Origin of the sequence: Pseudomonas sp. G2-4 (assembly GCF_030064125.1) — a bacterium.
In the GTDB taxonomy this organism is placed as follows: domain Bacteria; phylum Pseudomonadota; class Gammaproteobacteria; order Pseudomonadales; family Pseudomonadaceae; genus Aquipseudomonas.
In genome coordinates this window covers 476,881-503,297 of sequence record NZ_CP125957.1, presented here as the reverse complement: position 1 = coordinate 503,297, position 26,417 = coordinate 476,881, and the positions used below count along the sequence as shown (strand labels likewise).

At 60.4% G+C, this 26,417-nt stretch carries 18 protein-coding genes; 6 read left to right on the top strand and 12 right to left on the bottom strand.

Annotation, left to right across the window (positions count from 1 at the left end; translation table 11 throughout):
- Nucleotides 1–2: 2 nt before the first annotated feature.
- Nucleotides 3–1,109: a capsular polysaccharide export protein, LipB/KpsS family gene (locus tag QNH97_RS02225; RefSeq protein WP_283555404.1), complete on the bottom strand. Its 1,107-nt coding sequence runs from the start codon at nt 1,107–1,109 to the stop codon at nt 3–5.
- 221 nt (nt 1,110–1,330) lie between these two features.
- Between QNH97_RS02225 and QNH97_RS02220 the strand changes: the two genes are divergently transcribed.
- A complete protein-coding gene (locus QNH97_RS02220; protein ID WP_283555403.1) occupies nt 1,331–1,963 on the top strand; it encodes a BUD32 family EKC/KEOPS complex subunit in 633 nt (210 codons plus the stop codon).
- A gap of 19 nt (nt 1,964–1,982) precedes the next feature.
- Here QNH97_RS02220 and QNH97_RS02215 read toward each other — a convergent pair whose 3' ends face one another.
- The 11 genes from QNH97_RS02215 to glnE all read right to left on the bottom strand — a co-directional run bounded on the left by QNH97_RS02215 (nt 1,983) and on the right by glnE (nt 16,357).
- Complete coding sequence (locus QNH97_RS02215) at nt 1,983–3,200, bottom strand: glycosyltransferase family protein (RefSeq protein ID WP_283555402.1); 1,218 nt, start codon at nt 3,198–3,200, stop codon at nt 1,983–1,985.
- Between the two features lie 65 nt (nt 3,201–3,265).
- On the bottom strand, nt 3,266–4,168 hold the full coding sequence (locus tag QNH97_RS02210) for a glycosyltransferase family 2 protein (RefSeq protein ID WP_283557590.1): 903 nt from the start codon (nt 4,166–4,168) through the stop codon (nt 3,266–3,268).
- Nucleotides 4,161–5,909: a carbamoyltransferase family protein gene (locus QNH97_RS02205; protein WP_283555401.1), complete on the bottom strand. Its 1,749-nt coding sequence runs from the start codon at nt 5,907–5,909 to the stop codon at nt 4,161–4,163. Before QNH97_RS02205 ends, QNH97_RS02210 begins: the two co-directional genes overlap by 8 nt.
- Nucleotides 5,910–6,258: 349 nt before the next feature.
- Entirely contained in the window at nt 6,259–7,707 is a 1,449-nt protein-coding gene (locus tag QNH97_RS02200) for a lipopolysaccharide kinase InaA family protein (protein WP_283555400.1), read from the bottom strand.
- Nucleotides 7,707–8,459, bottom strand: coding sequence for a lipopolysaccharide kinase InaA family protein (locus QNH97_RS02195; RefSeq protein WP_283555399.1), 753 nt, complete (start codon nt 8,457–8,459; stop codon nt 7,707–7,709). Before QNH97_RS02195 ends, QNH97_RS02200 begins: the two co-directional genes overlap by 1 nt.
- Nucleotides 8,456–9,190, bottom strand: a complete 735-nt coding sequence (locus QNH97_RS02190; RefSeq protein WP_283555398.1) for a lipopolysaccharide kinase InaA family protein — start codon at nt 9,188–9,190, stop codon at nt 8,456–8,458. The genes QNH97_RS02195 and QNH97_RS02190 overlap by 4 nt, the downstream gene beginning before the upstream one ends.
- Complete coding sequence (gene rfaP, locus QNH97_RS02185) at nt 9,190–9,996, bottom strand: lipopolysaccharide core heptose(I) kinase RfaP (protein ID WP_283555397.1); 807 nt, start codon at nt 9,994–9,996, stop codon at nt 9,190–9,192. The genes QNH97_RS02190 and rfaP overlap by 1 nt, the downstream gene beginning before the upstream one ends.
- A complete protein-coding gene (locus QNH97_RS02180) occupies nt 9,993–11,117 on the bottom strand; it encodes a glycosyltransferase family 4 protein (protein WP_283555396.1) in 1,125 nt (374 codons plus the stop codon). Before QNH97_RS02180 ends, rfaP begins: the two co-directional genes overlap by 4 nt.
- Nucleotides 11,117–12,175 carry a lipopolysaccharide heptosyltransferase I gene (gene waaC, locus QNH97_RS02175; protein WP_283555395.1) on the bottom strand — a complete coding sequence of 353 codons (1,059 nt, stop codon included), beginning with the start codon at nt 12,173–12,175 and terminating at the stop codon, nt 11,117–11,119. Before waaC ends, QNH97_RS02180 begins: the two co-directional genes overlap by 1 nt.
- A gap of 1 nt (nt 12,176) precedes the next feature.
- Nucleotides 12,177–13,211 (bottom strand): lipopolysaccharide heptosyltransferase II, encoded by a 1,035-nt coding sequence (gene waaF, locus QNH97_RS02170; RefSeq protein ID WP_283555394.1) that lies wholly within the window; start codon nt 13,209–13,211, stop codon nt 12,177–12,179.
- A 206-nt stretch (nt 13,212–13,417) separates the two neighbouring features.
- On the bottom strand, nt 13,418–16,357 hold the full coding sequence (gene glnE / locus QNH97_RS02165; RefSeq protein WP_283555393.1) for a bifunctional [glutamate--ammonia ligase]-adenylyl-L-tyrosine phosphorylase/[glutamate--ammonia-ligase] adenylyltransferase: 2,940 nt from the start codon (nt 16,355–16,357) through the stop codon (nt 13,418–13,420).
- A gap of 384 nt (nt 16,358–16,741) precedes the next feature.
- Here glnE and aceE point away from each other — a divergent pair, with 384 nt between their 5' ends.
- From aceE to msrA, 5 genes are all read left to right on the top strand, one after another.
- Complete coding sequence (aceE, locus tag QNH97_RS02160; RefSeq protein WP_283555392.1) at nt 16,742–19,387, top strand: pyruvate dehydrogenase (acetyl-transferring), homodimeric type; 2,646 nt, start codon at nt 16,742–16,744, stop codon at nt 19,385–19,387.
- Between the two features lie 11 nt (nt 19,388–19,398).
- Nucleotides 19,399–21,048, top strand: coding sequence for a dihydrolipoyllysine-residue acetyltransferase (gene aceF / locus QNH97_RS02155; RefSeq protein ID WP_283555391.1), 1,650 nt, complete (start codon nt 19,399–19,401; stop codon nt 21,046–21,048).
- A 309-nt stretch (nt 21,049–21,357) separates the two neighbouring features.
- The gene (locus QNH97_RS02150) at nt 21,358–22,749 is read left to right on the top strand and encodes an alkaline phosphatase D family protein (protein WP_283555390.1); all 1,392 of its coding nucleotides are present in this window, start codon (nt 21,358–21,360) and stop codon (nt 22,747–22,749) included.
- Nucleotides 22,750–22,943: 194 nt separating this feature from the next.
- Nucleotides 22,944–25,637: a putative bifunctional diguanylate cyclase/phosphodiesterase gene (locus QNH97_RS02145; protein ID WP_283555389.1), complete on the top strand. Its 2,694-nt coding sequence runs from the start codon at nt 22,944–22,946 to the stop codon at nt 25,635–25,637.
- A gap of 84 nt (nt 25,638–25,721) precedes the next feature.
- Nucleotides 25,722–26,369: a peptide-methionine (S)-S-oxide reductase MsrA gene (msrA, locus tag QNH97_RS02140; RefSeq protein WP_283555388.1), complete on the top strand. Its 648-nt coding sequence runs from the start codon at nt 25,722–25,724 to the stop codon at nt 26,367–26,369.
- Nucleotides 26,370–26,417: the final 48 nt, after the last annotated feature.

Sequence of the window (26,417 nt, the reverse complement as noted above, 5' to 3'; positions counted from 1 at the left end):
ACTTAACTTTTCCCCAGCATTCGATCGGCAACTCGTTGTAACTGAGCTTTATCGGCGTTCTTCCAGCCACCCTTGATGCAGTAGTGCTCGCGAAGGTAGTGCAGGAAGTTACGTCTTAATTGCTCGTTGAGCGGCCATCGCGGGAATGCACGCGCCAAGTCCACCACCTGTTCAGCCGTGTCGGCATGCATCACCAGCCCCTCTATGTTGAAAAACGCCTGGCCCAAAGTAAGCACGGGCTTGCCCAGGAGCAGGCTTTCCAGGCCAACCGTCGAATTGATCGTGACCACAAACAGACTGGACTCGATCAACTGCTGGGTAGCGTTACCGTTGGCGAACAGCACGCGATCATCAGTACGCTCATGCAGTTCCGGGTACGTCTCGCGACTGGATGGATGTTCCTTGAACACCACCGTCAGCCCCGTCTCTTCAGCCAGTCGTTCGCCCAAGGCAAACATCTCGCGCATGTTGCTGATCCAGGGAGAAAACAGCCGAACCTGGCTATCGCGGTCATCCTGAAACGGAACGAAGACAAACTGCTCCGGCAGCGCAATGGGTGCCGGGCCACTGGTACGGGGCGGACGGGGAATCAGCACTGGCGCGGCCTGGTTTTCAGGCACGGAATAAGGATAGTTGAGGTAAAAATCGGCCTCACGCGGAACCGCATTCAGGTAGTTCACACCCTTGGGGTCCACCGTCGTGGTATCAGGCAACAGGCCATTCTCGAAAAAGAACGTCTGGCAACCCGGCGGGGCCAGCGCCGTCAGCAATCGGCAATAGCGATGGGCACCGTTCCAGAATACCAATGCATCAGGACGCTCTCGATCAAGCAAAGCCTGCGCCCGCAGTGCCATCCCAAAGAGTTCAAGACGTAACAACAGGCGGTAAAGCCGGCCATTGCTCTTGTTCTTGACGCGACGTTCCTCGCATTTCTCTTCGATCAGGCTCGCCCAGTCGATGCGAGAAAGGATCCTGGATACCTGCAGTGACCCGAACCAGGGCATCTGTGAAGGGGTAACTACTTTGCCTTGTAGTTCAGTTTCGTTGAGCAACCGATTGAAATAAAGGCCTTGATGAGCGGCCAAGGAAATGAACAGCATTGTCGTCATGGAGTGTCCAAAAGATAGGCGGCATCTACACGCCAGCCGACGCATGGTGAATAGCAACATGGATCAGAAACAACACTCTGTGACAGAGTCCAGGCGACCCCATGGACAGGGCCGGGGTCCCTTGAAATTTGGCGCGACTATACCACAGCTGTTTTTTGCAGCATGCACACTGCGGTAACATAGCCGGCGGCCCATCCATCGGGCCAGATCTTGGAGCACAGATGCAAACGCTCGACCATGCTTTTTATCTCAGCCTGCGCGAAGGTGCCGAGGTTCTCGAAGCCGATGGTAAAGGGGATAAAGTCCTGCGCCTGACTGATGGCTCGATACTCAAGCTGTTTCGTCGTAAACGCCTGCTGACATCCGCGCTCTGGGCTCCGTACGCCAAGCGCTTCGCCGATAACTGCCGAACGCTGCACGAACGCGGCATCGAGTGTCCGGAAATTCTCCAGGTTTATCGCATCCCCAGCATCGCGCGCGATGCCGTCCATTACACGCCACTGCCTGGCCACACCCTGCGTCAACTGCTGAACGTGGATGCCAATGAGGATCTTCAAGCACGCTTGGGGGAGTTCGTTGCAAAGCTGCATCAGAGCGGCATCTACTTTCGCTCCGCGCACCTGGGCAACGTCGTATTGACGCCGCAGAACACGCTGGGACTGATCGACATTGCAGACCTGCGGACCTACCGCAAGCCGCTACGCAAAGGCCTGCGCCTGCGCAATTTCAAGCATATGTTGCGCTATCGGCAGGAGCGCGAGTGGCTGCTCAAGGACAACCAGTTCCTGGAGAACTACCTGAACCACCAACGCCTGTGCAATGAACTGGAAGTGAGGCTGGCGCTCAACGCTTAAGTGCATCGGCCACCCGGACTCAACCGACGGCAGGAAGCCTGAAGGTCTCGAAATCCCGCACAGGCTCTATGTCGTGCAACAGGTTATCGACGAGTTGAACGGTTTTTGCCAATCCCTGAGAACCGTACACCAAGTGATAATCGGCGAAATGGCGGGCGCGGGCCACATGCCCCGGGTAGTCGAGCTCAAGCGCCTGCAATTGACGGGACAATTCATGCTCATCACGAACTTGAGGCCCAAAAAAAAGCGAATGGGAAAAAATGTCCCGATCACTGCCTGCGTTCACATGGATCACCGGCCGCCCCGCCAACCCTGCCTCGATGCCGGCATTGGACATAATATTGATCACAACGCTGGCCTGCGCCAGCGCCTGGGCCAGCGAGCACGTGATATCCAGCAGCTCTACGTTGGCTAACCGCTCAGCAGCAGCGCTCCAGAATTGCGCCTTGCTGCGCGGGTGACGCTTGAACAGTACGCGATAGTGCGGATGCCGCTCGGCCCAATCGCACAACAACTGATAGGTGTGCTGGTAGCCCGAGTCTTTCTCCCGGTCAGGACCAACCCCCAAAACCAACACTGTCCGGAGAGCCGGATCAGCGACGGGCAGGTCATAGGTTTCATCAGCTAGGTAAGAACCGACCAGCACGACTGTCGACTCACCAAACCGCAATGTGCGTTCTTGCAAGGCAACAAGCGAACTGCGTCCAAAGACGCCGTAGAAATCAAAGTCGTTCATCGCCAGGCGTCGAGAAGACTCCAGCGTCGCGGCATGGGCCAGATGCAGCAGTCGAGCGCCACGCGCAGCCAATGCCAAGCGCAGAAATGGCGCATGGAGACTACCGTTGCGCTCGTTGATCAACACCTTGGGCTGGTAGGCCATCACTAACCACTGGGCATGGGCCGCGTATACCAGATAACGCAGCGGTACAGACTGCGGCGGCGTCACGAGCATTCGCTGGGCGCAAGCGTGCGACGGTGAGCGTAACGCTGCTTCCTTCAGATCGTGTCCGCGCTCGCGCAGGGCCTCGATCAAAATATTCTTGCGCTGCAACGCCATGGACTTGGGTGCCGAATGCAGCAACAGCACCTCACAGTGCATGGGGTCGACCGTAGCATTCAAGCATGCTTTGGCGCGTATCCCGATCGCGACATCGACGAGCACATCACGAACCAGGCGCAGCAGGCTGCCACAGCGACCATGACGCTCACGTAGCAACTTCCAACGATAACGATCCAACTCCCGTGCCTTTTGCGCCCAGCATCCCTCAGCCTGGAGCACACTTTCGACGGGCGACGGCGCACTCACTTGAACAACAACCGAATGGCCTTGCGGGTATAGGGCCAACGCGTGAGAGAGCGAATATCGGTGCGCACAGCTTGGGCATAAAAAGCCCTGGCTTTGACATAGTCGCCAGCGGTGTAGCAATCACGGAACAACGACAGGCAGCGCTGAGCCAGGAAAGCCTGGCGCAAGTCCTGCATTCCAGGCAAGCGCGCAGGGGAAAACACCTCGTCAACCATCCCCACACCCGCCGCCAGGCTTTGCTTGAGGTCGTGACGCATGCTGTCGTCGTGCTTATGGATCAGCGCCAGCGGCTGATCGAGAACGCTGCATGGGAAACGCGCCAACACCTGGGCGAACACCGGGATGTCTTCGACGTTGCGCAAGTGTTCAGGGTAATTGCCCGGCGCAAACACATCGCGATGCATTACGCAGGCGCCGTTGGACAGCATCACTTTCTTGTCCAGCAAGTAACCACGCACACGTTCACGCGGCGTGGCGGGCAAGGGTTTTACGCAATGGCGGACCCGACGCCCATCGGAAAACACCGACCAGTGCCCACCAATGATAAAACGGCTCTCTGGATGACTGGCGATATGTTGGGTCACCGCAGCCAGCGCGCCTGGAGCCATCTCATCATCGGCATCCAGGAAGATCAGGTATTGCCCCTGAGCCTCCTCGATCCCGCGATTGCGTACCGAAGACAGCCCACCATTGGGTTTACGCAGAACTCGAAAGCAATTCGCATGTTCAGCCTGAAGCTGTTCCAGTGCTTGTGGCGTCGCGTCAGTTGAGCCGTCATCGATCACCAGCAGTTCAGCTTGGGCATCTCCCAACTGCGCCACAACAGAGTTCACCGCACGCGGCAATGTCTTGGCATAGTTATAAGCAGGGATGACGACGCTGATCAACGCCTCAGTCATAAGCATCCACGCCGTCTTTGACCACCAGGATGTCTTCCATGATCAAGTACTGCAGATCGGAGCCAAAGAACATGTTCAACGCATCGGTCGGCGAACAGATCATCGGTTCGCCACGGCGGTTGAGTGAGGTGTTCAGGGACACGCCGTTGCCGGTCAGGACTTCCAGTGCCTTCATCATGTCGTAGTAGCGCGGGTTGTACTCGCGCTTGAGCACCTGGGCCCGGGAAGTGCCGTCTTCATGGACGACTTCCGGCACGCGGGTCTTCCACTCTTCAGCCACTTCGAAGGTGAAGGTCATGAACGGCGCCGGGTGATCGACCTTGATCATCTGCGGCGCGACGGTGTCGAGCATGGATGGGCAGAAAGGCCTCCAGCGCTCGCGGAACTTGATTTGTTCGTTGATGCGATCAGCCACGCCGCTGGCACTCGGGCAACCGATGATCGAGCGACCGCCCAAGGCCCGCGGGCCGAACTCCATGCGGCCCTGAAACCAGGCCACCGGATTGCCATCGACCATGATCTTGGCAATGCGCTCGGGGGTGTTGTCGATCTTGCGCCACACCGGTTTGCTCGGATGACGGGCGCAGGCGGCGATCACGTCTTCGTTACTGTAGGCAGGGCCGAGATAGACGTGCTCCATCTTCTCCACCGGCACGCCACGGGCATGGGACACGTAAGCCGCCGCGCCCACCGCAGTGCCGGCATCGCCGGAAGCCGGCTGCACGAACAGTTCTTTGACGTCGTCACGGGCGATAATTTTCTGGTTCAGCTTGACGTTCAAGGCACAGCCGCCAGCGAAAGCCAGCTTGCCGGTTTCCTTGAGCACGTCGCCCAGGTAATGGTCGATCATTTGCAGCGCGAGTTTCTCGAACAGCGCCTGCATGCTGGCCGCGTAATGAATGTACGGCTCGTCGGCGATGTCGCCTTCGCGTTTCGGGCCGAGCCATTCGATCAGCTTCGGCGAGAAGTAAAAGCCCTTGCCCTTCTCTTTATAACGACGCAGGCCGATCACGTTGGCATAGTCGGTGTTGATCACCAGTTCGCCGTTTTCGAACGAGGCCAGGCGCGAGAAATCGTACTTGCTGGCATCGCCATAGGGCGCCATGCCCATGACTTTGAACTCGCCGTCGAGCATTTCAAAGCCCAGGAATTCGGTGATCGCGCCATACAGGCCACCCAGGGAGTCCGGGTCGAAGAACTCCTTGATCTTGTGGATCTTGCCGTTTTCGCCGTAGCCAAAGAAAGTCGTGGCGTATTCGCCCTTGCCGTCGATACCCAGGATCGCGGTTTTCTCTTGGAAGCCCGAGCAATGATAGGCACTGGAAGCGTGGGCCAGGTGGTGCTCGACCGGCTCGATCTTGATTTTCTTCGGATCGAAGCCCAGTTGCTCCAGGCACCAGACGATCTTGCGGCGATAGCGCTTGTAGCGACGGTTGCCCATCAGGATTGCGTCTAGGGCACGGTCCGGGGCGTACCAGTAACGCTTGGCGTAGTGCCAGCGCGCTTCACCGAACAGGCTGATCGGGGCGAACGGGATCGCCACCACATCGACGTCGGACGGTTTGATGCCGGCCTGTTCCAGGCAGAACTTCGCCGACTCATAGGGCATGCGGTTCTTTGCATGTTTATCGCGTACGAAGCGCTCTTCCTCGGCCGCCGCGATCAGCTTGCCGTCTATGTACAGCGCTGCGGAAGGATCATGGCTAAGGGCGCCGGACAGGCCAAGAATCGTCAATGCCACAGGGTCTAGCCTCTTAATGTCTGCATACGGGCGACCAAGCGCCGCGAAAAATTGATGTGCCACTCGCCGGGGGCGCGGGGCAGAAAGGGCGGGATTATAGCTTAAAAGCGGCTTTAAGCCTCTAGCAGAGAGTGGCAATTGGCTGTATTGGCAGCCATGCACAGTCCTGTGGCGAGGGAGCTTGCTCCCGCTCGACTGCGCAGCAGTCGTAAAAGCGGCCAACTGGTTTTTACTGGTACACGGTGTTGAATGGCTTGGGGGCTGCTGCGCAGCCCAGCGGGAGCAAGCTCCCTCGCCACGGGGCCATCGATTGCCTTGAGTGAGCGGCACGACACAGCAGGCAAACGGTTCAAGCGTTATCGACCACCTTGGGCACCCGCTGATCAATCACCCGATACAACGCACTGTCCTCAGGCCAGTTGCGCATGAACCGCGCGCGATCCCGGGCGTAGGCCGGGGCGAAGCTGGCGTGGGTGCGGTGCTGACACATGGAATCCAGGTCGATCAACGCCCAGCGGTCGTGCTGCCAGAACAGGTTGTGGCCCTTCAAGTCGCCGTGGCTGATGCGCTCGCGGATCAGGTCGGCGAACATCCGGTCCAGCGCCAGGAGTTCGGAGTCAGGTACATCACCGTTTTCCACGTAAGGGCCGAAGCGCTCGATGATGTCGGGCCCAGACAGGTATTCGGTCACCAGGTACGCACCGCGACGCAGCCACAGGAAACGCCTTTCCAGCAGTGCCAGCGGCTTGGGCGTGGCGATGCCGAGGAAGGTCAGTCGATGGCCTTCGCGCCAGGAGTGCCAGGCACGGCTCGGGCGCCAGAAGCGCTTGAGCCAGTGGGCGAAGCTCTTGATGTTGTAGCGTTTGATCACCAAGGTGCGGCCGTCCACATCGACTTTACCGACGCTCGCCGCGCCACCGGTCTTGTACAGGTGCCCTTGGTCAAGCAAGGCATCCGCCTGCTCCAGCACCGGGGTCATGGCCGCTTCTTCATCACGACGGATTGCCCGCAGGCCGAATGCCCCGCGCTGCACGCTGAACAGGCTGCACTCGCGCCCAACCTTTTCCAGGAAATCCTTCAGCCGCCAGGCGTGAACCTTGTCGATCTGTTTTTGCAGCGCCTCCATGGGCAGCGCGTGTTCAGCGTTGCCCAGCAGGTAGTACACCAACAGCTCTTCATTGAACGGCTCGAGGGACTTGGGCAACTGGGCGAAAAACACCCCCAGATTCTCCAATACTTTCTGCCGCGACAAGGGCTGGCCCGGGGTTTCGACGCGAATGCCGGCACCGTCGATCAAATAGAGCTTGCCGTCGTGGCGCAGCAGATTGTCCAGGTGCAGGTCTTCCTGCCACAGGCCTTTGCCGTGCAGTTGCGCGATGGCGCCCAGAGCTTCGGCCAATACCGCCGTTTGTTCGTCGGCCAGCAATGGCAGGTGCTCGACCTGCTTCCAGGCATCGCCAAGACTCTCGGCACCTTCGAGCAACTCGAACAACAGCCAGCCGCCTTCACCTTCTTTCAGGCCATCGGCGAGCAACAGCGGCGTCGTCAACCCCTGTTCCGCCAGCAGGCGCACACCTTGCAGTTCCCGCTGAAAATGCCGCGCGGCCTTGCTGCCTACCAACAACTTGGCCAGTACCGGTCGGCCGCGCCAGACGCCCGCTCCGACGTAACGCTGGCCCGGCAATACCCGCAACAGCGATAGCAGCTGCAACTGCGCCGGGCCGGCGGCATCGGCCAGTTCCAGGCTCAGGGGCAAGCGGGGGCTGCGACCGGCACTCTTCAATTCGGACAGGTGCATCAACGGGCTTCCTTATGGTTGCGCCGGGCGCTCAGGCGAGTCATCCAGCTGTCGACCAGAGCACCATCGAGTGGTTGGTCCAGATAGGTAGACAGCAACTGGCGCACATCGTCGTGACTCCAGATCGAGGCGCGGCGCAGCAAAGGCTCCAGATCCTTGATCCGATCTCGCTGGCCGAACAGCAACGGTCGTGTCTTTTCCAGGTCGATCAATTGCGCCTGATAGCCGCTGGCGGTGGCTTGCAGAAAAATGTGCTTGGGATAGAAACAACCGTGCACTTGATGCATGCCGTGCAGGCGCCGCGCCAACTGGCCACAGGCTTTCAGGATGGTGGTGCGCTGCGCCGCCGTCAGGGTCGGCCAGCGTTGCAAGAGTGAATCCAGGTCATCCCAGCCATCCAGGGCACGGGTCAGCAGGATGGCCCGTAGCTCGTCACCCACCTTGCGCTGGCCATAGAACACCGCTTGCAGGGCGGGAATCCCCAACTGGCGATAACGACTGATGTTGCGAAACTCCCGGGAAAAACTCGGCTCACCCAAGGGGTGAGACAAGGTTCGGGTCAGGTAATTGCTCTGGCGCTTGAGGTAATAGCCCTGCCCTTCCAGCTCCAGCCGGAACACGCTGCTCCAGCCACCGCCCGAGGTATTGGGTTCATCCACCGCGTCCAGTTGCCGCGCCCATAGGGCCTCGAAGCTGTCCAGGCCATGCCGCTGCAGCAACGCCCGGTCTTCAACGGCCAGAAAATCCGTCATTCACGCCCCTCGAAAAATCTCACCACGTGACGGATGCGTTTCTTGTCGCACGCATCGAGCCGCTCACGCTGGCGATATTGCAGGTAAAAACGCAGGCGCTGAGTGGCCGACAAATGGTATTTGGCCACCTTGTCCAGGCACGCCAGGTCTTTGGTGATGCGGTACTTGAGCCAGAAACCGCGCCAGAAATCACCGTTCGGACAGTCAATCAGGAACAGCTTCGATTCGTCATCGATCAGCAGGTTGCGCCACTTCAGATCATTATGGGTGAAGCGGTGGTCGTGCATGGTCCGCGTATAGCCAGCCAATTGCCGGCTCACTCCGTCGACCCAGGCTCGGTCCGCCAACCTCGGATCATGACGATCCGCCAAGGCCGAGAGGTCCTCTGTATGAGGCAGCTCGCGAGTAATCATCGCGCCACGGGCATAGGCAGCACCGTTTCGCTCCAGACCCCAGGCCACGATTTCAGCGGTGGGGATACCCCACTTGGCGAAGCGCTTGAGATTTTGCCATTCGGACTTGACCCGTGGCCTGCCCAGATAGCGTCGCAAGCCCTTGCCGGCCCCGACGTAGCGCTTGACGTAATAATTCACGCCATTGCGCTGCACCCGGATCACCTCTGAAAGCGGGTCGCGAGTCAAACGCTCACCTTCGAGGGCGAACACCGTCTCGAGACTCCCGAAATCCTGGGCCAGCTCAGTGTAGGCCGGCTCCAGTGTCCAACCCGACATCAGAGCGCGTCTCCGTACCGCTGTTTGCGGGCATACAGTTTGTTGGCCTTGCCTTCAAGCCAGTTCAACAGCGGAGCCTCTTCGGCGAGGATCTGGCGCAGCGGCTGCTGGAAATAGCCCTTGAGGAAACGCAGCTTGTCGCGACGGGTCAGGCCAATATCCAGCGCCGAGAAATACAACGCCGCCAGGTCCTTGTTGCGCCAGCGAGTGGTGATGGCCGGACGTGTCTGGGCGCGATGCAGATCAATCACCGAGAGCTTGAAATCCCCAGGCGTTACCGGTTTGTCGGTGTGCAGCAAAAAGTGGCAGATGTAGCAGTCACGATGGTTGACCCCAGCACGGTGCATCATGCCGGTCATGCGTGCGACTTCGGCGATCAGGGCCTGCTTGAGCGCCGGCTGTGGTGGTTGCTTGACCCAATCAATGCTGAAGTCTTCGAGGCTGACGGTCGGCGCCAGTTCTTCGGTGACAATGAACGAGTGCTGGTCCGCCGGATTGCTACCCTTCTCGCCATACGCAACGGCTGTCATGGTCGGCACGCCAGCTTCCTGCAAGCGCTGGATAGCCTTCCATTCCTGCCCCGCGCCCAATACCGGCAACTTGGCGGTCAGCAGGTTCTTGAAGATTTCGCCCCAACCGATGCCACGGTGGATCTTCACAAAAAAGCCGCGACCGTCCACCTCCGTGCGCAAGGTGCGCCGGGCTTCCAGTTCACGATAGACCTCGCCCTTGAGCGCCTCGACTTCGGCGAACGCATCGCGTCCGGCCCAAAGGCTCTTGAACGGTTCGGCCAGCATCAGTTTCATTGTGCGTGCTCCGCCAATATCACATCGGCCGCGTGCTGCGGCATGCTGTAGAGGTCGGCCGTCTCGGCGAAGGCCAGACCGTTGCGGCTCCAGGCCGCCCGTGCGTCGGCGTCGCTCAACATACGGCCCAGGTACCCGGCGAGCTGTGCCTGTTCGAACGGCTCGTCGAGCACCCGGCCGCTGTCAGCTTCGGCGATGTAATGGGCATACCCGCACACCGCGCTGACCAGCACCGGCAACCCGGCCACCAGTGCCTCGAGCAGCACGGTGCCGGTGTTCTCGTTGTAGGCCGGATGGATCAACAGGTCGGCCCCCAGCAGGAAACGCGGAATATCGCTGCGACCCTTGAGGAACCGTACGTTGTCACCGAGCCCCAGCGTGGCGCTCTGCAATTGGAATACTTTGGGGTCGTCCTGGCCAATTACAAATAGCCGAGTGCGCTTTCTCAATTCACCAGGCAGCGCGGCCAAAGCCTTGAGACTGCGATCCACCCCTTTGGTCTTGAAGCCGGAACCGATTTGCACCAGCAGCAGATCGTCATCGGCCAGCTCGAATTCGGCACGGAACGCGGCGCGGATCTCATCGGCATCGGCGGGCCGGCGACGGTCCTGGGCGATGCCGGGTGGCAGCAAGTGAAAGCGCTCCAACGGCGTGCCGTAGTGCTTGATAAACAGCGGCTGCTGGACTTCGGAGATCATCAGCACGTCGGTTTTTGCGTCCTTGGCGAACACGGCCCGCTCGTACTCGGCGAAATGGCGGTAGCGACCCCAGCGCCGGTACAGCGAATTGCGCAGGTTCTGTGCCTTGTCTTCGAAGCAGCCATCGGCAGCGTAATACACGTCCAGGCCGGGCATTTTGTTGAAGCCGATCAAGCGATCCACCGGGCGCTTGGCCAGGTCGGCCTCCATCCATGCACTGAGCTTCTCGTTACGGCGATGGTTGAACAACGCCTTGACCGGCGCCACCAGCACTTCGAAACCCGGCGGAACGTCACCCTCCCAGATCAGCGTGTAGACACGGATCTGGTGACCACGTTGCTGACACTCCAGGGCAATGCGCATGAAATCACGCTGCAGGCCGCCGAAGGGGAAATACTTGTAAAGGACAAAAGCCAATTGCATCAGCGTGGCTCCTCAGCCAATAACGTGCTCAGGTGGCTGGCAACACGCTCGGGGTTCAGACGCGTGAAGCACAGGGGCTGCTCGCGTTTCAGATCAAACCGCCGGGCATCTTCGGCGGTCGGCGGGTAAGTGCACTGCTTTTGCATGCAGGGCGCACAAGGGAAATCGCTGGCGAGGTGGATCTGGTCCTTGCCGTAGGCACCCGTCAGCACCGGATTCGTCGGACCGAGCAGCGAAATCGTCGGCACGTCCAAGGCCGCGGCCAGGTGACCGAGACCCGTGTCCACGGCCACGCAGGCCTGGGCGCCGGCGAGTATCTTGCCCATTCCCCCCAGATTCAGCTTCGGCAGCACCAGGGCGTTGCGCAACCCGCTGGCGATACGTTCAGCCCGAGCCTTCTCGGCCGGGTTGCCCCACGGCAGTTTTACCACCACGCCGAACTGCCCCATGCGCTCGGTGAGCTGGCGCCAATAGAGCTCGGGCCAGTGCTTGGACTCCCAGGTCGTGCCATGCAGGAACACCACGTAGGGATAAGGGCGTGGCAACTCCACCAGTCGGTCGATGTTGAGGCCATAGCTGCCCCGGGTTTGCGGCAAGTCATAGCCCAGCGCCAGGGCGAACAATTGACGCACGCGCTCAACCGCGTGCTGACTCCTGGCCACCGCCAGGCGCCGGGAATAGAAACGCGCGGCCAAGGGTTCCCGGGCTGAATCCTTATCCAGACCGGCCACCGGGGCCTTGACGTAACGGGTCAGCCAGGCGCTTTTCAGCAGGCCCTGGGCATCGATGACCAGGTCGTACTTTTGCACGCGCACGCTCTGTTTGAAGCGTCGCCACTCACCGTTCTTGATGGTTTGCCAGAGGTTCTTGCGCCAGCGCCGGATAGCCACCGGGATAACCTTGCCCACGGCCGGATGCCAGGTGGGAATTTCGGCGAAGCCTTCTTCCACGACCCAATCGAACTTAATGCCAGGAATCGCCCGCGCCGCGTCGGTCAGCGCCGGCAGGGTGTGAATAACATCCCCCAGCGAAGAGGTCTTGATCAGCAATACCCGCAAGTTACTGAACCTCCACGGGTGTGCCTTGCAAACGGTCCAGGGCTTCATTCACCGACGGTGGCATGAGCTGGCGCAAGCAGTTGTAATGACCAAATCGGCAGGTGCGGTCGAAGCATGGGCTGCACTCGATACCCAGGCGCACGACCTCGACCTTGTCGGCCAACGGCGGCGTGAAGCCCGGCGAAGTGGAGCCGTAGACCGCCACTAATGGTCGATTCAGGGCGGCGGCCACGTGCATCAGGCCGGAGTCGTTGGACACCACCGAATCGGCGCAGGACAGCAGGTCGATGGCCTCGGCCAGGGACGTATCGCCGCTGAGGTTCACCGACTCTTCCCGAAGGCCCGGGATCAACCGCGAGCGAATGTCTTCGCCCACCGAATGATCGTTTTTCGAACCGAACAGCCAGACTTGCCAGCCGTCGCGAATCTTTGCCTCCGCGACCTGGGCGTAATGCTCCGCCGGCCAGCGCTTGGACTCACCAAACTCTGCGCCCGGACACAGGGCCAGCACCGGACGGTCCAGGCTCAGGCCGAACTTGGCCAGCGCCGCTTCACGGGAGGCCGGATCGATCTGCAGGTTCGGACGTGGATACGGCTTGGGCAACTCGACACCCGGATCGTAGGCCAGGGCCATGAAGCGTTCGATCATCAGTGGGTAGCGGTCTTTGTCCAACGTGCGCACGTCGTTGAGCAGGCCGTAGCGGAACTCGCCACGCCAGCCGGTGCGCTTGGGGATACCAGCGAAGAACGGCACCAGCGCCGATTTCAAGGAATTGGGCAGCAGGATCGCCTGGTCATACTGACCGGCCAGGGATTTACCGATGCGCCGACGGGTCGCCAGCTCCAGCACACCGTGGCCGAGCGGGAAGCTCAAGGCCTTGCGTACCTCAGGCATGCGCTCAAGGATCGGCCGGCTCCACTCTGGAGCCAGGACGTCGATTTCGCACTGTGGATGGCGCTGTTTCAGGCACTGGAACAGTGTCTGCGCCATCACCATGTCACCGACCCAGCTGGGCCCAACGATCAGAATATTCATGTGGTTTCCAAAAACGATACGGGGAGGCCTACGCCTCCCCGCCTCGAGAATCACTGTGGCTTAGGTCGTTACCTGTTGCCTTAATCTACAACACACCACCCATCTACTGTGGGAGCGAGCCTGCTCGCGAAGAGACCATCACATCCAACATCAATGTCGCCTGACACTCCGCTATCGCGAGCAGGCTCGCTCCCACATTTAAAGTTTCAGCTCAGCCCCAGCTCCCGCCAGATCCGCAACACCTGCTGGCGTTCAGCTACGAACTGGTCGCCTGCAATCACCCCGGCATCTTTCTGCAACGCCTGGCGGTGAGCGGCGGAGCGGTAGGCTTTATAGGCCTCGCGCAACAGGGTGGCGTCTTCTGCCGGCATCAGACCGACCTCCTGCAACCCTTCCAGGATGCGGATGTTATCGGTGTAGCGCAGCAGCGACGGATGCTCCTCGGACCACGCCAAGGCCGCGTATTGCACCATAAATTCAATATCGACGATACCTCCGGCATCCTGCTTGAGATCGAAGGGCGCCGTGGCCTCGAAGGCATTTGGCGCGGTCCCGGCGACGGTGGCCTTGCTGCCCAGATTATCGCGCATCTTGGCGCGCATCTCGCTGACCTCCTGGCGCAACATTGGCAAATCACGCTTGCGCCCCAGCACCTGGGCGCGAACGCTCTCGAACGCCCGGCCCACATCCTGGCTGCCCACCAGCACCCGGGCCCGCACCAACGCCTGATGCTCCCAGGTCCAAGCCTCGTTCTCCTGATAACGGGCAAACGCCCCGAGGGAACTGACCAGCAACCCCGATGCTCCAGACGGCCGCAGGCGCATGTCCACTTCATACAACTGCCCGGAGTTGGTCTGGGCGGTCAGCAAGTGAATGATCCGCTGGCCGAGCCGGGTGAAGAACTGCGCGCCGTCGATAGGTTTCGGCCCATCGGTTTCCGCCTGCGGGTCGCCATCGTGGATGAACACCAGGTCCAAGTCGGAACCATGCCCCAATTCCAGGCCGCCGACTTTCCCATAACCGACAATAATGAAGCCCGGATCGCACAGGCTGCCATCGGTGCGCAGTGGCACGCCATGCTTGGCCACGGTTTGGCGCCAGGCCAGGGCCAGCACCTGTTCGAGGATGGCCTCGGCCAGCCAGGTCAGGTAGTCGCTGACTTTCATCAACGGCAGGCTGCCGGCGATTTCCGAAGCCGCCACCCGCAGGCGATGCGCCAGTTTGAAATGTCGCAGCGCCTCCATCTGCTGCTCAAGGTCATCCTCGGGGATGCGCGTCAGGCGTTCACGCAACTCAGCGGCCAGTTCCGGCGCCAGGGGCGGCTTGAACAAACGGCCCTCGTTGAGCAATTCATCGAGCAACAGCGGAAAACGCGTGATCTGCTCAGCGATCCACGGACTGGCCGCACACAGCGTCAGCAAACGCCGCAGGGCGCCGGGGTTTTCCGTCAGCAGCACCAGGTAGGCCGAGCGGCGGGCAACCGCTTCCACCAGCGGCAGCACCCGCTCAAGCACCAGGTCGGGATTGGCATGTTCCACCGCCTGGGCCAACAGGCGCGGAATAAACGCATCCAGTCGCTCGCGCCCCAAGCGTTGCATGGCACGCAATTGCGGACTGCCGCGCAAGGCCGCCAGAGCCTTGAGGGCTTTGGACGCATCGACAAAACCACCCTCTTGCAACTGACGACATGCCGCCTCTTCATCCTGGCTGTCTTCCCACAACGGCAACCATTCGCCACCCACCACCACTTCGCTTTCGCTGCCCTCGTCTTCATCCGGGTCAGCGATGACCTGGCCGAAATGCCAGGCAACCCGTCCGCGCCAGTACATCAATTGCTCATGGAAGGCCGGCCAGTCGGAAAAACCCAGCATGAACGCAATGCGCGCTTGGTCCTGCGGGCTGTCTGGCAACATCTGGGTCTGACGGTCGGCAATCGCCTGGATCGCATGCTCGGTGTAGCGCAGGAATTCGTAGCCCTGGCGCAACTCGTCAATCACCTTGGCCGGCAGGTAACCCTGCCCCTCCAAGGTGCCTAGCACTTTGAGCAACGGCCGTTGCTGCAAGCTCAAGTCGCGCCCGCCGTGAATCAACTGGAACGCCTGGGCTATGAACTCCACCTCGCGAATCCCGCCCGAGCCCAGCTTGATGTTGTCGGCCATGCCCTTGCGCCGCACTTCCTGCTGGATCAGCTGCTTCATGGTGCGCAGCGCTTCGATGGCGGAGAAATCCAGATAACGGCGATAAACGAACGGTCGCAGCATGTCGAGCAGTTGCGCGCCGGCCACCTGGTCGCCCGCCACCACCCGCGCCTTGATCATCGCGTAGCGCTCCCAGTCGCGGCCCTGATCCTGGTAATACTGCTCCAACGCGTTGAAGCTCAGTACCAGTGCGCCGGCCGAACCGTAGGGGCGCAGGCGCATGTCGACGCGGAACACGAAACCGTCGACGGTCATCGGGTCCAAAGCCTTGATCAGGCGCTGGCCAACGCGAATGAAAAATTCCTGGTTATCCAGCGGCCGTTTCGCCCCGACGGTTTCGCCGCCCTCGGGGTAGGCGAAAATCAGGTCGATGTCCGAAGAAAGGTTCAGCTCCACCGCACCGAGCTTGCCCATGCCCAGGATGACCATGTGCTGCGCCTCACCGCTGCGCCGGCCAGTCGGGGTGCCAAACTGCTGAATGAGGCGCTGGTAGAGCCATTGATAGGCCTGGTCGATGCAGGTGTCGGCCATGTCCGAGAGGTCGCGACAGGTCTGGACCAGATCGGCCCGGCGTGTCAGGTCGCGCCAGATGATCCGCACCTGCTGGCGGGTGCGCTGGCGGCGCAGGACGCGGCCCAGCTCATCCTCAGTCTCGGCGGCCTGCACGGCGGTACCGATCTGCGCGCACATTTCACCGGGGCCGAAGCTGCGATCCAGCTCGCCACTGCGCACCAACTCCAGCAGCATCGATGGGTCGCGGACACTTTGCTCGATGACAAAATCACTGGCCGCGGCAATGCGCTTGAACTCGTCCCAGCGCTCGGGCGTCCAGGCGGACAGCCCGTGATCGTCGTCCAGCGAGGCGACCGCCGCACGGAACGACTGCTCGGCACGGCTGACCAATGACTGGAGAATGGCCGGTACTTCGACAAGCGTGGGCAGGCTCATGGTCTATCCTTGGTCGGCGCGGGAAAGGCTGGATGTAGTGTTTTTTCAAAAGACACTACCTGATCGACTGTCGAACAAAGATGATAAATAGCTGAAAATCTGATTTTATTGGCAGCCTGCATCAAGTTTTTACCTGTTCGAGTTGGCTAAAGACCAACAGTAACGATTATTCTCACAACGAAACGAGGGGCCACGAGCTGCTCATGTGTAGTTTTACTACTCGTCTATACATTCGAAAGGCTGAAACGGCCGACGATTTGTAGTAAAACTACACGCCGCCGAAACAACCCTTCGGCAATCCAAGAATTTATAATCGTCTGCCCACAAGGCCAGTCGCAAACTCAGGCAACCGATTCTGGTAGCCTTTCCGCCCTGGAGCAAGCCATGCAAGACCTCGATCCCGTCGAAACCCAGGAATGGCTGGACGCCCTGGAATCGGTTCTCGACAAAGAAGGCGAAGACCGTGCTCATTATCTGATGACCCGTATGGGCGAACTCGCAACCCGCAGCGGTTCGCAACTGCCCTACGCCATCACTACGCCATACCGCAACACGATCCCTGTGACCCACGAAGCACGCATGCCTGGCGACCTGTTCATGGAACGCCGCATTCGCTCGTTGGTACGTTGGAACGCGTTGGCCATGGTCATGCGTACCAACCTGAAAGATTCTGACCTGGGCGGTCACATCTCCAGCTTCGCCTCCAGCGCGACGCTGTATGACATCGGCTTCAACTACTTCTTCCAGGCCCCGACCGACGAACACGGCGGCGACCTGATCTACTTCCAGGGTCACGCATCGCCAGGCGTCTACGCCCGTGCGTTCATGGAAGGCCGCATCACCGAAGACCAGATGAACAACTTCCGCCAGGAAGTGGACGGCAACGGCCTATCCTCGTACCCGCACCCTTGGCTGATGCCTGACTTCTGGCAGTTCCCGACCGTTTCCATGGGCCTGGGCCCGATCCAGGCGATCTACCAGGCACGTTTCATGAAGTACCTGGAAGCTCGCGGCTTCATCCCGGCCGGCAAGCAGAAAGTCTGGTGCTTCATGGGCGACGGCGAGTGCGACGAGCCGGAATCCCTGGGCGCTATCTCCCTGGCCGGCCGCGAGAAGCTGGACAACCTGATCTTCGTCATCAACTGCAACCTGCAGCGCCTCGACGGCCCGGTTCGCGGCAACGCCAAGATCATCCAGGAACTCGAAGGCGTGTTCCGTGGCGCCCAGTGGAACGTTAACAAAGTCATCTGGGGCCGTTTCTGGGACCCTCTGCTGGCCAAGGACGTCGACGGCATCCTGCAGCGTCGCATGGACGAAGTCATCGACGGCGAGTACCAGAACTACAAGGCCAAGGACGGTGCGTTTGTCCGCGAGCACTTCTTCAACTCGCCTGAACTCAAGGCAATGGTTGCCGACCTGTCCGACGACGAGATCTGGAAACTCAACCGAGGCGGCCACGACCCGTACAAGGTCTACGCGGCGTACCATCAGGCGGTCAACCACAAAGAGCAGCCGACCGTCATCCTGGCCAAGACCATCAAGGGTTATGGCACCGGTGCAGGCGAAGCGAAGAACACCGCGCACAACACCAAGAAAGTCGATGTCGACAGCCTGAAGCTGTTCCGCGACCGTTTCGACATTCCGGTCAAGGACAGCGAGCTGGAAAACCTGCCGTTCTTCAAGCCCGAAGAAGGCAGCGCCGAAGCCCGTTACCTGGCCGAGCGCCGTGCCGCACTGGGCGGTTTCGTGCCGCAGCGTCGCGCCAAGAGCTTCAGCCTCCCAACGCCGCCACTGGAGACCCTCAAGGCGATCCTGGACGGCTCGGGCGACCGTGAAATCTCCACCACCATGGCCTTCGTGCGAATCCTCGCGCAGCTGGTCAAGGACAAGGAAATCGGCCAGCGCATCGTCCCGATCATCCCGGACGAAGCCCGTACCTTCGGCATGGAAGGCATGTTCCGTCAGTTGGGCATCTACTCGTCCGTCGGCCAGCTCTACGAGCCAGTCGATAAAGACCAGGTGATGTTCTACCGCGAAGACAAGAAGGGCCAGATCCTCGAAGAAGGCATCAACGAAGCGGGCGCCATGAGCTCCTTCATTGCCGCCGGTACTTCGTACTCCAGCCACAACCAGCCGATGCTGCCGTTCTACATCTTCTACTCGATGTTCGGCTTCCAGCGTATCGGCGACCTGGCCTGGGCCGCCGGCGACAGCCGTACCCGTGGCTTCCTGATCGGCGGTACCGCCGGCCGGACCACCCTCAACGGTGAAGGCCTGCAGCACGAAGACGGCCACAGCCACATGCTGGCCGGGACCATCCCGAACTGCCGCACCTATGATCCAACCTACGGCTACGAGCTGGCGGTGATCATCCAGGACGGCATGAAGAAGATGACCGAAGAGCAACAGGACGTCTTCTACTACATCACCGTGATGAACGAGTCCTACCAGCAGCCAGCCATGCCGGCCGGCGTGGAAGCGGGCATCGTCAAGGGCATGTACCTGCTCGAGGAAGACACCCGCGAAGCAGCGCACCACGTCCAGCTGATGGGCTCCGGCACCATCCTGCGCGAAGTGCGTGAAGCCGCGAAGATCCTGCGGGAAGAGTTCAACGTCGGCGCCGACGTCTGGAGCGTCACCAGCTTCAACGAACTGCGTCGCGATGGCCTGGCCGTGGAGCGCAGCAACCGTCTGCACCCGGGCCAGAAGCCTAAGCTGAGCTACGTCGAAGAGTGCCTGAACGGCCGTAAAGGTCCGGTCATCGCCTCTACCGACTACATGAAGCTGTTCGCCGAGCAGATCCGCCAGTGGGTTCCATCCAAGGAATTCAAGGTGCTGGGCACCGACGGTTTCGGCCGTAGCGACAGCCGCAAGAAGCTGCGTCACTTCTTCGAAGTCGACCGTAAGTTCGTTGTGTTGGCAGCCCTGGAAGCCCTGGCTGACCGTGGCGATATCGAACCTAAAGTGGTGGCCGAAGCCATCGCCAAGTTCGGCATCGATCCAGAAAAACGCAACCCACTGGACTGCTGAGGAGAATTTTCGTGAGCGAACTCATTCGCGTACCTGACATCGGCAGCGGTGAAGGTGAAGTAATTGAACTGTTTGTGAAGGTCGGCGACCGTATCGAAGCCGACCAGAGCATCCTGACGCTTGAATCGGACAAGGCCAGCATGGAAGTGCCTGCGCCGAAGGCCGGTATCATCAAGAGCCTGAAAGTGAAGCTGGGCGATCGCCTGAAAGAAGGCGACGAACTGCTGGAGCTGGAAGTCGAGGGCGCCGCAGCGGCGCCTGAGGCGGCCGCGCCTGCACCGGCGGCGGCAGCTGAAAAGCCTGCCGCGGCACCGGCTGCCGAGGCGGCTCCCGCCCCGGCTGCTGCGCCTGCGGCTGCGGCTGCCACGGTCCAGGACATTCATGTTCCGGACATCGGTTCGTCGGGCAAGGCCAAGATCATCGAAGTACTGGTCAAGGTTGGCGACACCGTCGAAGCCGACCAGTCGCTGATCACCCTGGAATCCGACAAGGCCAGCATGGAAATCCCGTCGCCAGCCGCCGGTGTGGTGGAAAGCGTCGAGATCAAGCTGGAAGACGAAGTGGGTACCGGTGACCTGATCCTGAAGCTGAAAGTAGCCGGTGCCGCCGCGCCTGCCGCGCCAGCCCAGGCCGCTGCGCCGGCTGCCAAGACCGAAGCCGCTCCGGCTCCGGCTCCGGCTGCTGCCGCGCCCGCCGCCAAGGCTGAAGCAGCGCCAGCGCCTGCCGCCGCACCTGCGCCAAGCGGTGCCAAGGTGCACGCCGGCCCGGCGGTGCGTCAGCTGGCCCGTGAATTCGGTGTCGAGCTGTCGGCCGTCGGTCCAAGTGGCCCACACGGCCGCGTGCTGAAGGAAGACGTGCAAGCCTACGTCAAGGCCATGATGCAGAAGGCCAAGAACGCACCGGCCGAAGGCGCCACCGGCGGCGCGGGTATCCCGCCGATTCCGGCGGTGGACTTCAGCCGTTTCGGCGAAACCGAAGAAGTGGCAATGACTCGCCTGATGCAAATCGGCGCGTCGAGCCTGCATCGCAGCTGGCTGAACATTCCCCATGTGACTCAGTTCGACCAGGCCGACATCACCGAGCTGGAAGCTTTCCGCGTCGCGCAGAAAGCCGTGGCGGAAAAGGCCGGCGTGAAGCTGACCGTGCTGCCGCTGCTGCTCAAGGCCTGTGCGCACCTGCTCAAGGAACTGCCGGACTTCAACAGCTCCCTGGCCCCAAGCGGCAAGGCTGTGATCCGCAAGAAATACGTGCACATCGGCTTTGCCGTCGACACTCCGGAAGGCCTGCTGGTACCGGTCATCCGCAACGTTGACCAGAAGAGCCTGCTGCAACTGGCTGGCGAAGCCGCTGCCCTGGCCGAAAAAGCCCGGAACAAGAAGCTCACCGCCGACGACATGCAGGGTGCCTGTTTCACCATTTCCAGCCTCGGCCACATTGGCGGCACCGGCTTCACGCCGATCGTCAACGCGCCGGAAGTGGCGATCCTGGGTGTTTCCAAGGCCACCATCCAGCCTGTCTGGGACGGTAAAGCCTTCCAGCCAAAGCTGATGCTGCCACTGTCGCTGTCCTACGATCACCGTGTGATCAACGGCGCTGCCGCTGCACGCTTCACCAAGCGTCTGAGCGACCTGCTGGGCGACATCCGCACCATCCTGCTGTAACACCGCACGGCCCTTCCTCGCGAAGGGCCATTCGGAGCACTGTTTTCCGAGCGCCACGCTCGTACCTCAACCCCGCCCGTTTGGCGGGGCTTTTTTTGCCTGAAATAAAAGTCGACGTTACCAACAGGCAATAGCTTTCCTACCTCCCCTCGCATAAATGACTACAGCCTCTAGTGGTCATTACCCACAACTTCCGCCCCCTCCCCGATCGACATTTATTATGCGTCGCGCTTTAGCATCGGTTCATCAAGCCAACTAAGCGCTTGTACCTGAACTTTAAAAAATGCTGCATTTCGAATGGATTCGAATATGTTCAAACCTACCGTCGGCCCAATTGTCGGCCATACAACAACGAATCACGCACGCATCTTCCTGCGGGGCGATTACGACAACAACTTGGTATTCGCCGGCATTCGCCATCGGCGCCAGGGCGATACTGTCTGGTCGAAAGGGCATTTTGTCCAATTGAAGGCTTACCGCGACATGTCCGATGTCATCGTCTTGAATGACCTTCAACCCGACATGGCCTATGAATATCAGGCGGGCTGGTTCAGCCCCTTGAGCCCGACCCATACCGTGGAAACCATTCAGGAACTGCCGCTGCAATGGCCCAGGAAAACCTATTGCCTGCGCACGCCGGCCAGCAAGACCAGGGCCCCGCGCGCTTATATCGTGGGCTCTTGCCGTTATCTGCGGATCACTCGTGGCGTCCCGGTGCTACCCGGGCTCGGGGACCGCACCTTTGCCGGCATCAATCGCATCGTGGAGCAGGCCAACCCGCCGATCAGTGCTGTCGTGATGACCGGTGACCAGGTTTATCTCGACGACTTGAATGTGGTCGCTCCGGACCGAAACCATAAGGACATTCTCTTTAAGTACCGCACTGTTTTTACCCAACCGCACATCAGAAAACTTATGTCCGGAACCCCCACTTACATGATCCTCGACGATCATGAAATCGAGGACAACTGGCCTGCCAATAAAGCCGGCAACGACGACGTATTGTATGCAAATGCCATGAGCGCTTATGCACTTTATCAGGCCAGTCACGGCCCAGCCCATGAACTTTCAAACGACAGGACATTAAATAAGTCGTTAAAGCGGTACTGGTATTTATTTACCCACCACGATATCGAATGGTTCATTACCGACAGCCGGACGCAACGCAACCTGGCGGCGGACGATCGGCGCATTCTGGATGAGGAACAGGAACAGGCCCTACTCGAATGGCTCGTCAACAGCCCCGCCCGAGTCAAATTCGTCGTCACCAGCGTCATGTTCTTCCCGGACAGCAAACGCAACGACGGTGACGCCTGGCAAGCCTTCCCGAAACAGCGCCTGCGTTTGCTGGAAACCATTCGCCGCCGTGGGATCAAGAATGTGATTTTCGTGTCCGGTGACGTTCACGGTTCCATGACCAGTTGCCTGCGTCACAGCCAGGATCCTGATTTTGAAGTCAATACCGTGGTTTCCTCGCCGTTCTACAACAGCAAACTGCTGCCTTTTGCAAAAGCCTCGGATTTTATTTTCGACCACCCCATGGCCCGGACGGGAAACGCTGAATATCACTATGAACTGACCAGTAAAGTGGTCAGCCAGAACAACTTCGCCCGCTTGTATGTCACGGCGCAGAGCGTCCAGGTCACCTTTTACGACCGCGACGGCACCTCATTGCAGGCCGTCGATATCCCGTTGCGCTGACGGGTGGTATAACCCCCCGTGCCCTCTGATCGGCTGACAACTGTAGAAATCCCCCTGTCGGCCGATAAAAGGTTTATAGCACTTGGCCTTCATCTCTCTTGTCAGCCAGTGCCGCAATGATGCAACCTTGCCGCAATCCGTAATTACAAGGGCGTCAGCCCGGCGCGATCAGCATTTTCGAAGCGAGTTTCCTCATGAAAAGCCAACCCGATGCCGCCAGCCGTATGGCGGCCGAGGTAGTGACGCAGTTACCGGTGCCCTCGCGGCTCGGCATGCTGCGTTTCGAACGGCTGAATGAAGCGAGCTGGGCGCTATTGTTCCTCGACCCCAATTGCGAACGTTACTTCGGTCTGCCCGCAGTAGAGCTTTGCTCACTGGTCAGCGCGCCCTATGCCAGCCTGATGGAACCCGAGGCGCGCTATCAACTGCATGACGCCATCCAGCAACAACTGGCCCAGTCCTCCCATTACCAGATCCGCTATACGCTCCATACCACCAAGGGGCCCATGAACCTGTTGGAAACGGGTGAAGCCTACAAGCAGCACAATCGCCATCTACTGCGCGGTTTCCTGCTGGTGGTGGACAGCCTGCTGCAAAGCGAACCGTCGATGCCGGCCCTGGACCTGGAAACCCAGAACTCGCGCCTGCAAATCGCCCTGGAATTGAACCAGCGGGCCCAGCAGGAGCAGCTCCAGCATCTGGACCGGGTGCGCGCCCAACAAGACCTGATCCTGCTGCTGAGCCGTCAGCGCTACAGCGCCAGCAATTCACTGCACGAAGCCGCCGAACTCATCACCCGCAGCGCCTGCGATATCTATCAGATCGACTGCGCCAGCATCTGGGACCTGGCGGATGGCAAGCTGGTGCCGATTTCGGCCTTCAACCGCGTCACCCAGGAGTACTTCCTGCCGGACGCGATCGACGTCAACGAGTTTCCCGATTACATGGAGGCGCTGCAGACCTGCCGTGCCATCGATGCCCACAATGCGATGCGCGACCCGCGCACCCGGGAAATGGCGGAGAACCTGCGCGCCCGCAACGTCAACGCCATCCTCGACGCCAGCATTCGTATCGACGGCCAGGTGGTCGGCGTGCTGTGCCTGGAACAGGTGGGCGTCACACGCGCCTGGCAATCGGACGAAATCGCCTTTGCCGGTGAACTGGCCGACCAGTTCGCCCAGGTCATCAATAACCATAACCGACGGACCGCCACCAGCGCCCTGCACCTGTTCCAGCGCGCCGTGGAGCAGAGCGCCAACGCGTTCCTGCTGGTCAATTGCGACGGCGTGGTGGAGTACGTCAACCCGAGCTTCACCGCCATCACCCAATACTCCACCGAAGAAGTCCACGGCCAGCGCCTGTCAGAGCTGCCGGCCCTGGAGAACCTCAGCGAGTTGCTGTTCGACGCGCCCTCGGCGCTGGCTCAAAGCAACAGCTGGCAAGGCGAATTCAAAAGCCGACGCAAGAACCTGGAACCCTACTGGGGCCAGTTGTCGATTTCCAAGGTCTACGGCGATAACCGCGAACTGACCCACTACATCGGTATCTACGAAGACATCACCCAGACCAAACTGGCCCAGCAGCGCATCGAGCGCCTGGCCTACACCGACAACCTGACCAACCTGGGCAACCGCCCGGCGTTCATCCGCAACCTCGATGAACGCTTCGCCCGGGATAGCGACTCGCCCATCAGCCTGCTGTTGGTGGACATCGACAACTTCAAGCGCATCAACGACAGCCTTGGCCACCAGACCGGCGACAAACTGCTGATCAGCCTGGCCCGACGCCTGCGCAACAGCCTGAGCCCCAGCGGTAGCCTGGCACGGTTCGCCAGTAATGAATTCGCCGTGCTTCTTGACGACACCGACCTGGAAGCCGGGCAGCAGATCGCCAGCCAGTTGCTGATGACGCTCGACAAGCCGATGTTCGTCGATAACCAACTGATCAGCGTGACCGGCTCCGTGGGCCTGGCCTGCGCGCCGCTGCACGGCCGCGATCCGCAGACCCTGATGCGCAACGCCGGGCTCGCCCTGCACAAAGCCAAGGCCAACGGCAAGCACCAGCTCCAGGTCTTCACCGAGGCGCTGAACGCCGAGGCCAGTTACAAGCTGTTTGTGGAAAACAACCTGCGCCGCGCCCTGACCCAGAATGAACTGGACGTGTTCTACCAGCCCAAGCTGTGCCTGCGCAGCGGCCGCTTGCTGGGCATGGAAGCACTGTTGCGCTGGAATCATCCTGAAAAGGGCATGATCCGCCCGGATCAGTTCATCAGCGTGGCCGAAGAAACCGGCCTGATCATCCCCATCGGCAAATGGATCGCCCGCCAGGCCTGCCGCATGAGCAAGCAATTGACCGCCGCCGGCCTGGGCAACCTGCAAGTGGCGATCAACCTGTCACCCAAGCAGTTCTCCGACCCGGACCTGGTCGCCTCCATCGCCAGCATCCTCAAGGAAGAACAGCTGCCTGCCCGCCTGCTGGAACTGGAACTGACCGAAGGCCTGCTACTGGAAGCCACCGAAGACACCCACTTGCAGCTCGACCAGCTCAAGCGCCTGGGCCTGACCCTGGCCATGGACGACTTCGGCACCGGCTACTCATCGTTGAGCTACCTGAAAAAATTCCCGATCGACATCATCAAGATCGATCGCAGCTTCATCCACGAGATCCCGGACAACCAGGACGACATGGAAATCACCTCCGCGGTGATCGCCATGGCTCACAACCTGAAACTCAAGGTCGTGGCCGAAGGCATCGAAACCTCCCAGCAACTCGCGTTCCTGCGCCGTCATCGCTGCGATGTCGGCCAGGGCTACCTGTTCGACCGTCCGATCCCCGGCGCGGAGCTGATCGAGAAGCTCACGCGTTATCCGCGTGGGCCTCTGGTCTGACAGCTGCGTATAGCTTGCGGCGGCTTTTCTGAGGCACACTGACGGTCTATTTCGCTCAATTCAATCTGACTGAGAGGACTGATAATGGTCTTGCGCTCGGAAATCCTGGTGAATAAAAACGTGCTTCCTACTCAAGAACAAGCCCTGCCTGGCCGTGAAACCCCGATGACCGTGCCGGACAAACACTTCGTCCTCGACGCGCCCCTACTGGGCCCGTTTGCCATGGACGTGGATTTCGCGATCTTCGGCCTCGGCTGCTTCTGGGGAGCGGAACGCAAGTTCTGGCAGCGCGAAGGCGTGGTCAGTACAGCGGTGGGTTACGCCGGTGGTTTCACGCCGAACCCGACGTACGAAGAAGTCTGCTCGGGCCTTACCGGCCACAGCGAAGTGGTGCTGGTGGTCTACGAGCCAGCGAAAGTCAGCTACGAACAGCTTCTGAAGATGTTCTGGGAACTGCACAACCCGACCCAGGGCATGCGCCAGGGGAACGATATCGGCACCCAGTACCGTTCGGTGATCTATGCCACCAACCCGACCCAACTGGCAGCGGCCAAACACAGCGAGCAAGTCTTCCAGACTGAGTTGACCAAGGCCGGCAAAGGCACCATCACCACCGAAATCGAAGAAGCACCGACGGTCTACTTCGCCGAGGCCTATCACCAGCAGTACCTGGCGAAGAACCCGGAAGGCTATTGCGGGATTGGCGGGACCGGCGTGACGTGCCCGATCTGACCGTCTTGCCCTGAAAAGCTTCGCGAGCAGGCTCGCTCCCACAGGTCT

What these genes read in the sequence shown, in the direction of transcription:
- QNH97_RS02225 (WP_283555404.1), bottom strand. Translation starts at nt 1,109, where the DNA reads ATGACGACAATGCTGTTCATTTCCTTGGCCGCTCATCAAGGCCTTTAT.
- QNH97_RS02220 (WP_283555403.1), top strand. Translation starts at nt 1,331, where the DNA reads ATGCAAACGCTCGACCATGCTTTTTATCTCAGCCTGCGCGAAGGTGCC.
- QNH97_RS02210 (WP_283557590.1), bottom strand. Translation starts at nt 4,168, where the DNA reads ATGACTGAGGCGTTGATCAGCGTCGTCATCCCTGCTTATAACTATGCC.
- QNH97_RS02200 (WP_283555400.1), bottom strand. Translation starts at nt 7,707, where the DNA reads ATGCACCTGTCCGAATTGAAGAGTGCCGGTCGCAGCCCCCGCTTGCCC.
- QNH97_RS02195 (WP_283555399.1), bottom strand. Translation starts at nt 8,459, where the DNA reads ATGACGGATTTTCTGGCCGTTGAAGACCGGGCGTTGCTGCAGCGGCAT.
- QNH97_RS02190 (WP_283555398.1), bottom strand. Translation starts at nt 9,190, where the DNA reads ATGTCGGGTTGGACACTGGAGCCGGCCTACACTGAGCTGGCCCAGGAT.
- rfaP (WP_283555397.1), bottom strand. Translation starts at nt 9,996, where the DNA reads ATGAAACTGATGCTGGCCGAACCGTTCAAGAGCCTTTGGGCCGGACGC.
- QNH97_RS02180 (WP_283555396.1), bottom strand. Translation starts at nt 11,117, where the DNA reads ATGCAATTGGCTTTTGTCCTTTACAAGTATTTCCCCTTCGGCGGCCTG.
- waaF (WP_283555394.1), bottom strand. Translation starts at nt 13,211, where the DNA reads ATGAATATTCTGATCGTTGGGCCCAGCTGGGTCGGTGACATGGTGATG.
- glnE (WP_283555393.1), bottom strand. Translation starts at nt 16,357, where the DNA reads ATGAGCCTGCCCACGCTTGTCGAAGTACCGGCCATTCTCCAGTCATTG.
- aceE (WP_283555392.1), top strand. Translation starts at nt 16,742, where the DNA reads ATGCAAGACCTCGATCCCGTCGAAACCCAGGAATGGCTGGACGCCCTG.
- QNH97_RS02150 (WP_283555390.1), top strand. Translation starts at nt 21,358, where the DNA reads ATGTTCAAACCTACCGTCGGCCCAATTGTCGGCCATACAACAACGAAT.
- QNH97_RS02145 (WP_283555389.1), top strand. Translation starts at nt 22,944, where the DNA reads ATGAAAAGCCAACCCGATGCCGCCAGCCGTATGGCGGCCGAGGTAGTG.
- msrA (WP_283555388.1), top strand. Translation starts at nt 25,722, where the DNA reads ATGGTCTTGCGCTCGGAAATCCTGGTGAATAAAAACGTGCTTCCTACT.